General features: G+C 70.3%; 15 protein-coding genes. 6 read left to right on the forward strand and 9 right to left on the reverse strand.

Annotated elements, in window-relative coordinates; all coding sequences use genetic code 11:
* On the reverse strand, window positions 1–1,068 hold the full coding sequence (locus WD341_RS17300; RefSeq protein WP_368426732.1) for a sirohydrochlorin chelatase: 1,068 nt from the start codon (window positions 1,066–1,068) through the stop codon (window positions 1–3).
* A gap of 478 nt (window positions 1,069–1,546) precedes the next feature.
* Here WD341_RS17300 and WD341_RS17305 point away from each other — a divergent pair, with 478 nt between their 5' ends.
* Window positions 1,547–1,993, forward strand: a complete 447-nt coding sequence (locus WD341_RS17305) for an Hsp20 family protein (RefSeq protein ID WP_368426733.1) — start codon at window positions 1,547–1,549, stop codon at window positions 1,991–1,993.
* Window positions 1,994–2,112: 119 nt separating this feature from the next.
* Window positions 2,113–2,337: a DUF1150 family protein gene (locus tag WD341_RS17310; protein WP_368426734.1), complete on the forward strand. Its 225-nt coding sequence runs from the start codon at window positions 2,113–2,115 to the stop codon at window positions 2,335–2,337.
* Window positions 2,338–2,475: 138 nt separating this feature from the next.
* On the opposite strand, the gene ptsN is transcribed toward WD341_RS17310, so the two are convergent.
* The 7 genes from ptsN to WD341_RS17345 all read right to left on the reverse strand — a co-directional run bounded on the left by ptsN (window position 2,476) and on the right by WD341_RS17345 (window position 8,671).
* A complete protein-coding gene (gene ptsN / locus WD341_RS17315) occupies window positions 2,476–2,940 on the reverse strand; it encodes a PTS IIA-like nitrogen regulatory protein PtsN (protein ID WP_368426735.1) in 465 nt (154 codons plus the stop codon).
* A gap of 21 nt (window positions 2,941–2,961) precedes the next feature.
* Window positions 2,962–3,585 carry a ribosome-associated translation inhibitor RaiA gene (raiA, locus tag WD341_RS17320; protein WP_368426736.1) on the reverse strand — a complete coding sequence of 208 codons (624 nt, stop codon included), beginning with the start codon at window positions 3,583–3,585 and terminating at the stop codon, window positions 2,962–2,964.
* A gap of 148 nt (window positions 3,586–3,733) precedes the next feature.
* Window positions 3,734–5,287, reverse strand: coding sequence for an RNA polymerase factor sigma-54 (rpoN, locus tag WD341_RS17325; RefSeq protein ID WP_368426737.1), 1,554 nt, complete (start codon window positions 5,285–5,287; stop codon window positions 3,734–3,736).
* Between the two features lie 11 nt (window positions 5,288–5,298).
* Entirely contained in the window at window positions 5,299–6,093 is a 795-nt protein-coding gene (gene lptB, locus WD341_RS17330) for an LPS export ABC transporter ATP-binding protein (protein WP_368426738.1), read from the reverse strand.
* Window positions 6,093–7,112: an LptA/OstA family protein gene (locus WD341_RS17335; RefSeq protein WP_368426739.1), complete on the reverse strand. Its 1,020-nt coding sequence runs from the start codon at window positions 7,110–7,112 to the stop codon at window positions 6,093–6,095. Before WD341_RS17335 ends, lptB begins: the two co-directional genes overlap by 1 nt.
* Window positions 7,109–7,855 (reverse strand): LPS export ABC transporter periplasmic protein LptC, encoded by a 747-nt coding sequence (lptC, locus tag WD341_RS17340; RefSeq protein WP_368426740.1) that lies wholly within the window; start codon window positions 7,853–7,855, stop codon window positions 7,109–7,111. The genes WD341_RS17335 and lptC overlap by 4 nt, the downstream gene beginning before the upstream one ends.
* A gap of 195 nt (window positions 7,856–8,050) precedes the next feature.
* A complete protein-coding gene (locus WD341_RS17345; protein WP_368426741.1) occupies window positions 8,051–8,671 on the reverse strand; it encodes a ribonuclease D in 621 nt (206 codons plus the stop codon).
* A 173-nt stretch (window positions 8,672–8,844) separates the two neighbouring features.
* On the opposite strand from WD341_RS17345, the gene WD341_RS17350 reads away from it, so the two are divergent.
* On the forward strand, window positions 8,845–9,801 hold the full coding sequence (locus WD341_RS17350; RefSeq protein ID WP_368426742.1) for a complex I NDUFA9 subunit family protein: 957 nt from the start codon (window positions 8,845–8,847) through the stop codon (window positions 9,799–9,801).
* A gap of 27 nt (window positions 9,802–9,828) precedes the next feature.
* Here WD341_RS17350 and WD341_RS17355 read toward each other — a convergent pair whose 3' ends face one another.
* On the reverse strand, window positions 9,829–10,653 hold the full coding sequence (locus WD341_RS17355; protein ID WP_368426743.1) for an undecaprenyl-diphosphate phosphatase: 825 nt from the start codon (window positions 10,651–10,653) through the stop codon (window positions 9,829–9,831).
* 332 nt (window positions 10,654–10,985) lie between these two features.
* Between WD341_RS17355 and WD341_RS17360 the strand changes: the two genes are divergently transcribed.
* From WD341_RS17360 to WD341_RS17370, 3 genes are all read left to right on the forward strand, one after another.
* Window positions 10,986–12,437: an NAD(P)-dependent oxidoreductase gene (locus WD341_RS17360; RefSeq protein WP_368426744.1), complete on the forward strand. Its 1,452-nt coding sequence runs from the start codon at window positions 10,986–10,988 to the stop codon at window positions 12,435–12,437.
* 19 nt (window positions 12,438–12,456) lie between these two features.
* Window positions 12,457–13,092: a hypothetical protein gene (locus WD341_RS17365; RefSeq protein ID WP_368426745.1), complete on the forward strand. Its 636-nt coding sequence runs from the start codon at window positions 12,457–12,459 to the stop codon at window positions 13,090–13,092.
* An 89-nt stretch (window positions 13,093–13,181) separates the two neighbouring features.
* On the forward strand, window positions 13,182–13,483 hold a 302-nt coding region (locus tag WD341_RS17370; protein ID WP_368426746.1), incomplete at its 3' end, for a hypothetical protein.

Raw genomic sequence — 13,483 nt, forward strand, 5'->3', positions numbered from 1 at the left:
TCAGTCTCCGCTCTTCAGCGTGCGCGGCCCGAGCGGATGGTCCGCGTGGGGATAGGGATGGTGGTGATGGTCGTGGGCGTGGTCGTGCCCCGGGGCGTGGTGGTGGTGGTGGTGGTGGTGGTGGTGGTGGCCGTGGTCGTGATCGTGGTGGTGTGCATGCGAAGGATCCGTCCCCTGCCCGCCCTCGTCACGGCCGCTCAGGCCCTCGACGTGATGGTGGTGGCTCTCCTGGCGCAGGCCGACCTCGGCCTCGAAGCCGAGGAACTGCTCGCGGTACTTGCAGAGCTGGCAGTTCATGTTGTTGGCGCCCTCGAGGATCTCCGCGACCCGGTCGGCGAAGGTCTCGATGACCAGCGGGTGGTCGTTGAGGTAGGGCGCCTTGACGAACTCGATCTCCGGATGGCGCGCGGCGACGCGGTCCGCGGCGTCGTAGATGCGCTGCACCAGGATGCCGGTGAAGAGGAAGTAGGGGAACACGACGATGCGCTTGAAGCCGAGCCTGACCGCCTTCTCCAGAGCCGGCTCGACGAGCGGGAAGGTCACGCCCGAGTAGGCCGTCTCGGCCCAGCCGAAGCCGAGGCCCTCCCAGAGCATCCGGGTGACCTTGGCGACGTTGGAGTTGGCGTCGGGATCGCTGGCGCCGCGGCCGACCACGAGCAGCAGGGTGTCGTGGCGCGAGACGCCCTCCCCGGCCGCGGCCAGCGCCTCGCCGACGCGCTCGCCGGCGGCGCGCAGCATCTTGAGGTCGATGCCGAGTTCGCGGCCGTACTGGATGGTCAGGCCGGGCTTGCCGGCGGCGTAGGCGTTGAGCACCGAGGGGATGTCGTTCTTGGCGTGGCCGGCGGCGAAGAGCATGCCGGGCACCGCCAGGACGCGGCTGACGCCGCGCTCGACCAGGCGGTCCAGGCCGGTGCGGATGATCGGCGTGGCGAACTCCAGGTAGCCGTAGTCGACCGGCCACTGCCCGAAACGCTCCGCCAGGCGCTCGGCCAGCACCGCGAACTCGCGCACCGCCCCCTGATCGCGGCTGCCGTGGCCGCAGACCATGACGCCAAGCTGTTCCGTCATCCCGGTCCCCTTCTCGCGCCAGGTAAGCTGGCAGGCAGCGGCTCCGGCAGGCCGGCAGGCCCGCGGGAGCGGTGGTCTCGTCCGACGGCTGGGAGTGGCTGTCTCGCGCCCCGGGGCTCGAGATCGGCCCGCAGGCAGCGACAGCTGCGCGGGACAGTTCCGGACTTGCCCCCCGACTTGGGTCGGGCGCACCGGATTGCCTTCCACCCCCTCACCCGGGGGACCGTCCGAAGCGCCACCCTAGGCGCCGGCCCGGAAGACGGTCAAGCCGATCCACCGGCTCTCTGCGCCAGTCGGCAATTATCGGCTCCTTAGCGACTCGGGGCCGAGACTCGGCTCGCTTGACCCCACAGGGGGCGACGCCCATCTTAATCCCAGCGGTGCCGATGTCGGGCCGCGACGTCCGGCGGGGCCGACCTGGACCGCGGGATGTCGAACCATCAGCAGCCTTGCTCGCGCAAGAGGAGGACGCTGCCAAATGACGCGAACGTCGCTGTTCAACTCACCCCTGCTCCTGGGCTTCGACCAGCTCGAGCGGGCGCTCGATCGCATGAACAAGGCCACGGGCGACGGCTATCCCCCCTACAACGTCGAACGGCTCAACGAAGGGCATCTGCGCATCACCCTTGCCGTCGCCGGCTTCGCCGACGAAAATCTGTCGGTGCAGATCGAGAACAACCAGCTGATCATCCGCGGCAAGCAGACCGACGACGACGAGAGTCGCGTCTTCCTGCATCGCGGCATCGCCGCCCGCCAGTTCCAGCGCACCTTCATGCTGGCCGACGGGATCGAGGTCACCGGAGCGCGGCTCGACAACGGCCTGCTGCACGTCGACCTCAGCCGCCCGATCGAGGAGCCGGACGTGCGCACCATCCGGATCGAGAAGGCCGCCACGACGGGCCAGCGCAAGCTGGTCGAGGATTGACTGCCTTTGCGACGCGAGCGACGGCCCCGGCCGCCCGCGCCGTTGAAGGGAACAAAGGACAAGGGCTGCGGCTTGGCCAGGAAAGGGCAGGTCACGGTCGCCGACGCAGGAGTGGAATGATGAACCAGCAGAAGACGACCCACGACTTCGAGCCGCTCTCCCAGCAGGACTTCCTCGCCTTCGGAGTAAACGACGTCGCCTACGTGCGCGACATCGACACCGAGGAGGGCGACGCCGTCGGCATCTTCGCCGCCGACGGTACGCGGATGGCGGTGATGAAGGACTTCCAGACGGCCGTCGCCGCGGTCCGCCAGAACGAGATGGAGCCGCTCAGCGTCCACTGACGCCCTGGCGCCTCGGCGCCGGCTCGGCCCTGGCGCCACGGCGCCGGCCCCAATAGGCAGCAACGCGCCGCCCGATGCCCCGGGCGGCGCGTTCTTGCATCGGGACGGGAATTGCGGGCCGGCGCAAGGCAGGCCGCGTCAGGCGGCGTGGCTGGCCGGCGACTGCGTCAGGAGGGCGTAGAGGGCGTCGCGGCTCTCGCTGCCGCGCAGCTTCTCGCAGGTCGCGCGGTCGCGCAGCAGGCGCGAGACGCGCGCCAGCGCCTTGAGGTGGTCGGCACCCGCGGCCTCGGGCGCCAGCAGCAGGCAGATCAGGTCGACCGGCTGCTCGTCGACGGCGTCGAAGTCGATCGGCGTCTCCAGTCGAGCGAACAGCGCGTAGAGGCGGTCCAGCGCCGCCAGCTTGCCGTGCGGGATGGCGATACCGTGCCCGATGCCGGTCGGCCCGAGGCGCTCACGCTCGATCAGCACGTCGAAGAGCTGGCGCTCCGGCAGCCCGGTGATCTGCGCCGCGCGCTTGGCCAGCTCCTGCAGCGCCTGCTTCTTGCTGGTCACGCGCAGGGAGGGGATCACCGCAGCCGGCGTTATCAGGTCGGTCATCTCCATGACTCTGCCTTTCGCAAGATGTCAGGACGTGGCGCGGTTGCCGCGCGGGTCGATCCACCCGACGTGGCCGTCCGGACGGCGGTAGACCATGTTCAGGCCTCCGTGCGAACGATTGCGGAACATCAGCGCCGGCAACTCCGCGAGGTCGAGGTGCATGACGGCCTCGTGGACCGTCAGCTCCGGCACCTCGAGTTCCATCTCGGCGATGACGATTGGCTCGTCGCCGCCCTCCGCCGTGGCCCCGTCCCCGACACCCGCCTCTTCCAGGGTGTCCTCCGCCGGGTCCCCAGAGAGCACCACCTGGCGCGCCATCAGGCGCTCCGCAAGCACTTCCGAGGGCTTTGTCGCGCCGTTGTGGTCGCGCAGCCGCCGCTTGTGGCGGCGCAGCCGCTTGGCGAGATGCGCCAGGGCCGTGTCGAAGGCCGGGTAGACCTGGTCCGCCTCGCCGCTGGCGACCAGCTCGATCCCGCGCCCGACATGGGCGGAGATCTGCGCCCGGAACAGGTGGGCTTCGCGCGACAGGGTGACGGTCGCCTCGATCGCGCCGCCGAAGTACTTCTCGAAGACCGCCGACAGGCTACCCTCGGCGTGGCGGCGGAAGGCGTCACCGGTGTCGATGTGCCGTCCTTTGACCGTCAACTGCATCCGGCATCCTCTAAAACGACGGCAGCGCAGACGGCCCGACAGGCCTTCTGACCAGGCCGGGCCCCGCGCGAGGCCGGGACCTTATGAGCGCCCCCGGACCAAGTCAAGGAGCCCGGATCGCCTCGATTCGACCGACGGTTGCGGCCCCTCATCGAACCAGCGCCAGTGCTTTTTCGCGTCTCCGCTGAACCGACGAGGGAATGTTGAGTGCCTCCCGGTACTTTGCCACCGTCCGCCGCGCTATTTCGATCCCCTCGACCTTCAACTTATCCACAATCGCGTCGTCGCTGAGCACCGCCTGAGGCGACTCGCCGGCGATCATCTCGCGGATTCGGTCGCGCACCGACTCCGCGGCGTGCTCCTCGCCGCCGAAGCCGCCGAGGGCGGCGGAGAAGAAATACTTCAGCTCGAAGGTGCCGCGCGGCGTCGCCAGGAACTTGTTGGAGGTGACGCGGCTGACAGTCGACTCGTGCATGCCGATCTCCTCGGCGATGACGCGCAAGGTCATCGGCCTGAGGTGGCGCACGCCCTTGCGGAAGAAGGCGTCCTGCTGGCGGACCAGCTCGCTGGCGACCTTGAGAATGGTGCCGGCGCGCTGGTGCAGCGCCTTGACCAGCCAGTTCGCCTGCTGCAGCTGCTCGGTCAGGTAGTCCTTGTCGCGGCGCGAGCGGCACTGCCCGACGACGCGGGAATAGGTGCCCTGGTCGACCAGCACCCGCGGCAGGGTGTCGGCGTTGAGCTCGACCAGCCAGCTGCCGTCGGGCCGGGCGCGCAGCAGCACGTCGGGGATGATCGGCTCGGCCGCGCCGCCCTCGTAGGACAGACCCGGCCGGGGATCGAGCCGGCGGATTTCCGCCAGCATGTCCGTCAAATCCTCGGCATCGCAGCCGATCAACCGGCGCAGCTTGGCATAGTCGCGCTCGGCGACCAGCGGCAGGTTCTCGAGCAGGCGCTCCATCAGGGGGTCGAGGCGGTTCTGGTCGGCCAGCTGCAGGGCCAGGCATTCGCGCAGGGACCGCGCGAACAGGCCGGCCGGCTCGAAACGCTGCAGGCGCAGCAGCACGCGCTCGACCTCGGCCTCGGCGCAGCCGAGCTGCTCGGCGACCTCCCCGAGCGGCGTGACCAGGTAGCCGGCCTCGTCCAGGCAGTCGACCAGATAAGCCCCGATCAGGCGGTCGACGGGCGCATCGAGGTCCATCTGGACCTGCTCGAGCAGCAGGTGGCGCAGGGGCGGCCGATCGGCGAGGCGCTGCTCGAAGCCGCCGTCCTCGTCGCCCTCGAATCGGCCACCGCGGTCGTTGCCCCAGTTGAAGGCGCCTTCGCCCCCCTGGCCCCAGGCCTCGCTGTCGCCGTAGGAGGTCTCACCGTCGGGGCCGCCGGCCCAGTCGTCCGAGGGGCTGTTGTCGTCGTAGCTCTGGGCTGTGTCGAGCGGCGCGTCGTCGGCTGCGGCGAGCCGGTCAGTGGTGGTGTAGTCGGCGGAATCCTGCGGCCTGAAGGAGTCGGGATCGGCCGGAACCTCCTCGGCGAAGCCGGCCGGCTCCGGGGCAGCGACCTCCAGCAGCGGGTTCTGCTCCAACTCCCGCTCCACATAGTCGGCCAGCTCCAGATTCGACAGCTGCAGCAGGCGGATTGCTTGCTGCAGCTGGGGAGTCATTACCAGACTCTGGGACTGGCGTAGCTCGAGTCGCTGCGAGACCGCCATGGATCAAAGGCCTACAGGGTAAATCTTTCACCCAGGTAAACGCGCCGGACGTCCTCGTGGGCGACGATTTCCGAGGGCTTGCCCTCCATCAGCACCATGCCGTCATGGATGATGTAGGCGCGGTCGACGATCTCCAGCGTTTCCCGGACGTTGTGGTCGGTGATCAGCACCCCGATGCCGCGGTCGCGCAGGTGGGTGACCAGCTCGCGGATATCGCCGACGGCGATCGGGTCGATGCCGGCGAGCGGCTCGTCGAGGAGGATGAAGCTGGGGTCCGAGGCCAGCGCCCGGGCGATCTCGCAGCGCCGCCGCTCGCCGCCGGACAGCGCCAGGGCCGGGGCGCGCCGCAAGTGAGTGATCGAGAATTCGGCGAGCAGCTGCTCGAGCTTGTGCTCGCGCTCCTCGCGCAGCGGCACGACCACCTCGAGCACCGCGCGGATGTTCTGCTCGACGCTCAGGCCGCGGAAGATCGAGGCCTCCTGGGGCAGGTATCCGATGCCGAGCCGCGCCCGGCGGTACATCGGCAGGTCGGTGATGCCGTGGCCGTCGAGGGTGACGAAGCCGGCGTCCGGCGCGATCAGGCCGGTGATGATGTAGAAGCAGGTGGTCTTGCCGGCACCGTTCGGGCCGAGCAGGCCGACCGCCTCGCCGCGCTGGACGCTGATCGAGACGTCGCGGAGCACCCGGCGCTTCTTGAAGGCCTTGCCGACGTTGATGGTGGAAAGGCCGGTGTTGTCGGCCACCAGCCTGGGGCCGCGCGCCGTCTCCGCGCCGCCGAGCCGATCCGTCGAATCCCCAGAACCCATCAGTCGGCCCCGCTTTCCCGGCTCTCGTCGCCCGCCTCGTCCTCGCCGCCGCGCAGGTCCTGCGCGCCGTCGGGCGACAGCAGGCCCCTGACCCGGTCGCCCCGGGAGATCATCCGGCTGAACCCGGTCTTCATGTCGACTTCGGCGGCGTCGCCGTTGAGCTGGTTGTCCCCGCGGGTGATCCGCACGTTGCCGGTCAGGATAGCCTGCTCCTCCCTAACATAGTAGATCGCCTGGTCGGCAACGATGAATTCCGCCGCCGTGGCGATGCGCACGTTGTCGTAGGCGTCGATCCGGGAGATCTGGTTCTGGCCGTTCTCGTCGGGCTCGATGAGCGCGGTCATGACGTCGGCCTGGATGCGCCGGCGCCCCGCGCCGCCGCCGACCCCGAAGGGCGTCGTCGGCTCGCCCTCCCGGATCTCGGCCACAGCCTCCGGCGATACGCCGGGCTTGGGGCTCTCGACCAGGGCATCGCCTCGCGCCACGGCCATCGGCCGTCCCTGATAGTCCTCCCAGTACTCCAGGCTGTCGCGGGCGGCGATCAGGTCCCGCGGCGTCTCGTACTTCAGGTCCTCGCCGGTCAGGACCATGACCCGGTCCTCGATGGAGTAGACGCCGAAGTCGCCCTGGGCAACGTCGGAGCTGGTGCGGATCGTGACGTTGCCGTCGGCCTCGACCCGGTAGATCTCGGTGCCGCCCTCCGCCTGGTCGCGGTAGCGGGCGGTCAGCACGTCGGCCTCGATGGTGGTGTCGCCGCGCGTAGCGACGGCGTCGCCACGGGCCACGTACATGCGCTCGTCGCGGTACCACTCGATGCCGTCGCGCGCGTCGATCAGCAGGGGGGAGTCGTCCTCGCTGGTATCGAAGCTGCCGAGGCCCTGGGCGGCTGCCGGCGCCGGCAGGCCGGGCAGGCGTCCCGTGAAGGTCCCGGCCGCCAAGCCCGCCATCGCGACCAGCAGGGCCGCCAGCAGGGCCGCCAGCAGGGCCGGCGGCGGCGACAGGCGGAGGCGACGCGTCATTCGCTGCTTCCGATGCCGGGCAGGCGGGGCGCGGCGCCGCCGTCGCCCTCCTTCAGCGCATCGCCGAAGATCGTCATGTGCGCCGGGCCGGTGAAGTAGACCACGGCACCACGGTTCTCGACCCGGATGCCCTCCGACTGGATGCTCCCGGAGGGGCCCTGGGCGTCGACCGGCTGCTCGCCGACGACCCGTCCCAGCTTCATGTAGACCCTCGCCGATTCCGTCTTCATCTCGTAGCCCTGGTCGTGAAACAGCGTGACCCCCTTCTCGAGATCCAGCGTATCCGCCTCCTTGTCGTATAGCCCGCTGTCCGAGGTCACGGCTATCCAGGTCTCGTCGTCGGTCAGGATATCGCCGCTCGGGTTGGTCAGGTCGACCAGACGCTCCTCGTCCGGGCGCTGCGTCGCCTGGTCGGCGGTCACCCGGTAGGGCCTCCCCTCGTCGTCGATGCCGTCGAAGCGGGCGTTTACCATCGTCGAGTTCGTCGGCTGGTCCATCTGCAGGTCGCTCAGCCCGACCGAGAAGCGCTCCTCCACGGGGCTGAAGCGCGGCCAGGCGACGACCAGGAGGAGGAGGGCGACAGCCACGGCGGGCAGCAGGTACTTGAGGATGCCGACCAGCGAGGAGTAGGCGTCGCCGCCCGACAGCCGGCGCGGGCGGGCCTCGTTGCGGTTTTCGGCGCCCGGCGCGGGGGTCGTCCCGGGCTGCGAGGATCCATCGTCCTTCTTTGCCCTCGAAATCACTCTCTCGCCCATCGGTTCCAAATCAGCACCTTCAGCGCCCCCCCCGGCGCCGCGCCTCTGCGCGCAGGCCCGCATCCTATCGCAACTCGCCGGGCGTCCCGCACCCAATCGACGCCGCCCCCGCCGTTGCCGGCGGCGAGCCGGGCGAGGGGACCGGCCAGGACCGGCTCGGGAGCAGCGGTCCGCGGGCTCGCCCTAATGCTGAAAGATGTCGGGCTCGGCCCAGCCTGCAAGGTCCAGCGCGGCGCGATGCGGCAGGAAATCGAAGCAGGCCCGGGCCAGCTCGCTGCGCCCCTCGCGCGCCAGCAGCGCATCGAAGCGCTCCTTGAGCGCGTGCAGGTGCAGCACGTCGCTGGCGGCGTAGGCCAGCTGCTCGCTGCTCAGCTCGACCGCGCCCCAATCGGAGGACTGCTGCTGCTTGGAGATCGCGACGCCGAGCAGGTCGCCGCAGAGATCCTTCAGGCCGTGGCGGTCGGTGTAGGTGCGGGTCATCTTGGAGGCGATCTTGGTGCAGTAGACCGGTGCCGTGACCACGCCCAGGTGGCGGCGCAGCATCGCCAGGTCGAAGCGCGCGAAGTGGAACAGCTTGAGGCGCTGCGGGTCGGACAGCAGGCGCCTCAGGTTGGGTGCCGCGTAGCCGGCGGCGCTGCCGATCGGGAATTGCACCAGGTGTGCCGAGCCGTCGCCGCTCGAGAGCTGGACCAGGCACAGCCGGTCGCGCCGCGGGTCGAGCCCCATGGTCTCGGTATCGACGGCGACGACCGCGCCCAGGTCGAGTTCCGCGGGAAGGTCGTCTCGGTGCAGCTGGACGGTCACTTGGGGGCTCCGGGACACTGGGCTGGCGGCTCGCGGCGGCCTCCGGGAGCCGCGGCGCGGACCCGCGCCGCAGGCCCGGCACCTTAGCGCCCGCCTTTCGGGTGTCAACGTCGCGCCGCGCGATGCTATATAGCCGGCCGTCAGCGACAACAGGCCAGCGACGGGCACGGAACATGGCGGCAGGCACCATCACCATCTTCGGAGGCTCCGGCTTCATCGGACGCTACGTCGTCGCGCGTCTCGCCGACCGCGGCTGGACGATCCGCGTCGCGGTGCGCCAGCCCGAGCGCGCGAAGTTCCTGAAGCCGCTCGGCAACGTCGGCCAGATCGTACCGCTGCCCTGCACCCTGCTCGACGACGCCAGCGTCGCCGCCGCCCTGGCCGGCAGCGACGCGGTCATCAACCTCGTCGGCATCCTGCACGAGCAGGGCCGCCAGCGCTTCGACGCGGTCCAGGCCGAGGGCGCGGAGCGAGTCGCCCGGGCCGCCGCCGCCGCCGGCATCGAGCGCTTCCTGCAGGTCAGCGCGATCGGCGCCGACGAGAACTCGCCCTCCGCCTACGGCCGCAGCAAGGCGGCCGGCGAGGCGGCGGTGCGCCGGCACCTGCCGGGCGCCGTGATCGTCCGGCCGTCGATCGTCTTCGGGGCGGAGGACGATTTCTTCAACCGCTTCGCCTCGCTGGCGCGCTTCAGCCCGGTGCTACCGCTGATCGGCGGCGGCACGACCCGCTTCCAGCCGGTCTACGTCGGCGACGTCGCCGACGCCGTGGTTGCCGCCCTGGAGAGCCCGGCGAGCCGCGGGCGGACCTACGAGGTCGGCGGGCCGCAGGTCTACAGCTTCCGCGAGCTGATGGAGCTGATGCTGGGCGTGGTCCGGCGCCGGCGCCTGCTCCTGTCCCTGCCCTTCGGCCTCGCCCGCCTGCTGGCGCTGCCCCTGGGGCTGCTGCCGGCGCCGCCGCTGACCCGCGACCAGGTCGAGCTGCTGAAGCGCGACAACCTCGTCTCGGAGGGCGCCGAGGGCCTGGAGGCCTTCGGCATACGGCCGCACTCGGTCGAGGTCATCCTGCCGACCTACCTCGACCGCTACCGCGCCGGCGGCCGCTACAGCGAGCGCCTGCCGCGCAGCTCCTGAGCGACCTTCGGTCCTAGTATCCGGACCCTAGAGATAGATCAGCGCGAGCAGGCCGGCGCCGAGCAGCAGGCGGTAGATCACGAAGGGCAGGAAGCTGGCGTGCTGCAGCCAACGCATCATCAGCACGATGGCGAGCAGCGCGGTCAGGAAGGCGAGCCCGGCCGCGCTCAGCATGTCGAGGCCGAGCGACAGGTCGCCGCTCTCGTAGAGGTCATTGCCGACCAGCAGGCCGGCGCCGGCGACCGCCGGGATCGCCAGCAGCAGCGAGAAGCGCGCCGCCTCGCGCCGCTCGTAACCCAGGAAGCGCGCCGCGGTCATGGTAATGCCGGCGCGGCTGGTGCCGGGGACCAGGGCCAGGACCTGGGCGCAACCGACGATCATCGCCGGGCCCAGGGTGATGTGCTCGAGGCGCCGGATCATCAGGCCCGTGCGGTCGGCCAGCCAGAGCAGCAGGGCGAAGCCGATGTTGGCCCAGGCGACGACCTCGATGCCGCGCAGGTTGAGCCCGATCCAGTCCTTGGCCAGGAAGCCGACGACGACGACCGGCAGGGTCGCTGCGACCAGGTAGAGCGCGAGCAGGCCGTTGGCGTCGCGCCGCCCCTGGGCCAGCCGGAGCACGCCGCCCGACAGGCCCGCCAGGTCGCGCCAGAGGTAGCAGAGCACCGCGAGCAGCGTGCCGACGTGGACCGCGACGTCGAGGTCTAGGCGCTGGCTGCCGACGTAGGTCACGGCCGCGGGATCCAGCGCCGCCAGCGCCTCCCAGGTCAGCACCAGGTGGCCCGAGGAGCTGATCGGCAGGAATTCGGTGATGCCCTGCACGACGGCGAGCACCAGGATGTAGAGCAGCGGCACCGGAGATAACCCTTCGATCGAGCGGCCGGACGAGGCCGGAGGCTGTATATCAACTGCCGCAGGCGTCGCTCCAGCTTTCCAATTGTCCCAATTCGGACCTAAACTCACGCAGGCCAACCGGCCATCCCCCGGCCATGCGCGCAGTCCGGGCATCTATACAGCGCAGACGAGACAGTATTGCTGTCCTATCGGCGGATTTGTTCTCGCCACCGACACATTTGGACGTTATAGAACGCGTCCCCGAGGGATTCCCGGCGGATCGACCGCGAGCCCAGGATCAGGACTGAAGGCCCGCTCCCGTGGGGAATGGGACAGGAGGAAGGCACCGAGGCATGGCCAGCAGGATGCTGAAGTTCGTCAACGTGCAGCGGCAGATGCCCGACAAGCGGGGCGTCGAGGCGCGCGCCCACGACTTCGACGAGATCTACGGCGAGTTCGCGCCGCAGGATGCGGCCGAGCAGTCCGCCCGCTGCTCGCAGTGCGGCGTGCCCTTCTGCCAGGTTCACTGCCCGGTCCACAACAACATTCCCGACTGGCTGCTGCTGACCGCCGAGGGCCGTCTCGAGGAAGCCTACGAGGTCAGCCAGGCGACCAACAACTTCCCGGAGATCTGCGGGCGGATCTGCCCGCAGGACCGCCTGTGCGAGGGCAACTGCGTCATCGAGCAGTCGGGCCACGGCACGGTGACCATCGGCGCCGTCGAGAAATTCATCAACGACAACGCCTGGGAGCAGGGCTGGGTCAAGCCGGTCAAGCCGCTGCGCGAGCGCGTCGAGAGCGTCGGGATCGTCGGCGCCGGGCCGGGCGGCCTGGCCTGCGCCGAGCAGCTGCGCAAGCAGGGCTTCCAGGTCACGGTTTACGACCGCTACGACCGCATGGGCGGCCTGATGATCTATGGCATCCCCAACTTCAAGCTGGAGAAGGAGGTCGTCGAGCGGCGCACCCGGCTGCTGGCCGACGCCGGCGTCGAGTACGTCACCCAGTGCGAGGTCGGCCGCGACGTCGGCCTGCAGGAGCTGCGAGAGCGCCACGCCGCCCTCCTGCTGGCGACCGGCGTCTACAAGGCGCGCGACATCAAGCTGCCGGGCGTCGGCCTGGACAACGTCTATCCGGCGCTCGACTTCCTGGTCGCCTCGAACCGCAAGGGCCTGGGCGACGTCGTGCCGGCCTACGAGGACGGCACGCTGAACGCCGAGGGCAAGGACGTCGTGGTGATCGGCGGCGGCGACACCGCGATGGACTGCGTGCGCACCGCCGTGCGTCAGGGCGCCCGCTCGGTGAAGTGCCTCTACCGGCGCAACCGCCAGAACATGCCCGGCTCGCAGCGCGAGGTCGCCAACGCCGAGGAGGAGGGCGTCGAATTCGTCTGGCTCGCCGCGCCCGAAGCCTTCGACGGCGACACGGCGGTGAGCCGCGTGCGCGCCCAGCGGGTCCATCTGGGCGTGCCCGACGCGACCGGCAGGCAGGCGCCGCAGATCCTGCCCGACAGCAGCTTCGAGCTGCCCGCCGACATGGTCATCAAGGCGCTCGGCTTCGATCCCGAGGACCTGCCGGTGCTGTTCGACTGCCCGGAGCTGGAGACGACGCGCTGGGGCACCGTCAAGGTCCGCTATCCGAGCCTGGCGACCAGTCTGGAGGGCGTCTACGCGGCCGGCGACATCGTCCGCGGCGCCAGCCTCGTGGTCTGGGCGATCCGCGACGGCCGCGACGCCGCCGACTCGATCACGCGTTTCCTCGACGAGAAGGCGACCGCGACGGCCACCGCCGCCATCGCCGCCGACTAGCAGAAGGCCGCCGCCTGTGATGATCCCCCGATTCCTCGTCCGCCCGCTGCTGCCCGCGCTCCTGCCCGCGCTGCTGCTCGCCCTGCTGCTCGGTCTCGCGGCCGGCGCGCCGGCGCGCGCGCAGGAGCTGCGCCTGGCGGCGCCCGGCACCGCGGTCGAGTTCGACAACGGCGGCGTCTACCGCGCCTTCGCGATCGTCGGCGACCAGGTCTTCGTCAGAGAGGACACCGGCAACGACAAGACGATCGTCCACGTGCTGCGCTACGGCCGCTTCGATACGCTGATTTTTCGGGACACCCGCCGCTCGGAGATCTACTTCACACAGGGCTCCGTCGAGGACATGCTGGCCGCGGCGCCCAACGTGCCTCTCGACATCGCCTACGAGGTCTATGAGGACAACCGCCTGACCTCGCGGGTCAATGGCGTCGCCCGGCGCGGCGAGCCGGCGGAGATCGAGGTGGGCGGGCGCCGCATGGCGACGCGGCCGCTGTCCCAGGATCTCTTCTTTTACGACCCCGACGGGACCTTTCAGCGGAACGTCAAGTACAGTTATTTCTATTCCGAGGATTTCGGCCTGCCGCTGCGCATCGAATTCGAGGACGCCACCTCCGGCGAGCGGTTCGTCATCACCGCCACCGGCGTGACGCTGCCCTAGGAGTCCGGCCAGAGCCGCCCTGGGCCGATAGCGCCTGCGACCGCCGACCCCGGCCCGACGGCCGGGTCACCAGACCGGGAAAGCCGACCATGTCCGTGATCGACCGCCGCCCCCAGCCGCAAACGCCGGCCCCCGCCCTCGGCGCCGTCGCGCGCGATCTCGCCCTGCAGGCCGCCGAGGCCGAGCGCCTCGGCCGCGAGGGCCTCTACGACCCGGCCGAGGAGCACGACGCCTGCGGCGTCGGTCTGGTCGTCTCGATCGACGGCCAGGCGCGCCGCGAGGTCGTCGAGAAGGGCATCGAGGCTCTCAAGGCGGTCTGGCACCGCGGCGCCGTCGACGCCGACGGCAAGACCGGCGACGGCGCCGGCATCCACGTCCAGATTCCGCAGGA

This window comes from Tistlia sp. (assembly GCF_040905785.1).
Classification (GTDB): Bacteria; Pseudomonadota; Alphaproteobacteria; order Kiloniellales; family DSM-21159; genus Tistlia.

Excerpts from the sequence above, each read along its gene's own strand:
- WD341_RS17300 (WP_368426732.1), bottom strand. The coding sequence starts at position 1,068 with ATGACGGAACAGCTTGGCGTCATGGTCTGCGGCCACGGCAGCCGCGAT.
- WD341_RS17305 (WP_368426733.1), top strand. The coding sequence starts at position 1,547 with ATGACGCGAACGTCGCTGTTCAACTCACCCCTGCTCCTGGGCTTCGAC.
- WD341_RS17310 (WP_368426734.1), top strand. The coding sequence starts at position 2,113 with ATGAACCAGCAGAAGACGACCCACGACTTCGAGCCGCTCTCCCAGCAG.
- ptsN (WP_368426735.1), bottom strand. The coding sequence starts at position 2,940 with ATGGAGATGACCGACCTGATAACGCCGGCTGCGGTGATCCCCTCCCTG.
- raiA (WP_368426736.1), bottom strand. The coding sequence starts at position 3,585 with ATGCAGTTGACGGTCAAAGGACGGCACATCGACACCGGTGACGCCTTC.
- rpoN (WP_368426737.1), bottom strand. The coding sequence starts at position 5,287 with ATGGCGGTCTCGCAGCGACTCGAGCTACGCCAGTCCCAGAGTCTGGTA.
- lptB (WP_368426738.1), bottom strand. The coding sequence starts at position 6,093 with ATGGGTTCTGGGGATTCGACGGATCGGCTCGGCGGCGCGGAGACGGCG.
- WD341_RS17335 (WP_368426739.1), bottom strand. The coding sequence starts at position 7,112 with ATGACGCGTCGCCTCCGCCTGTCGCCGCCGCCGGCCCTGCTGGCGGCC.
- WD341_RS17350 (WP_368426742.1), top strand. The coding sequence starts at position 8,845 with ATGGCGGCAGGCACCATCACCATCTTCGGAGGCTCCGGCTTCATCGGA.
- WD341_RS17360 (WP_368426744.1), top strand. The coding sequence starts at position 10,986 with ATGGCCAGCAGGATGCTGAAGTTCGTCAACGTGCAGCGGCAGATGCCC.
- WD341_RS17365 (WP_368426745.1), top strand. The coding sequence starts at position 12,457 with ATGATCCCCCGATTCCTCGTCCGCCCGCTGCTGCCCGCGCTCCTGCCC.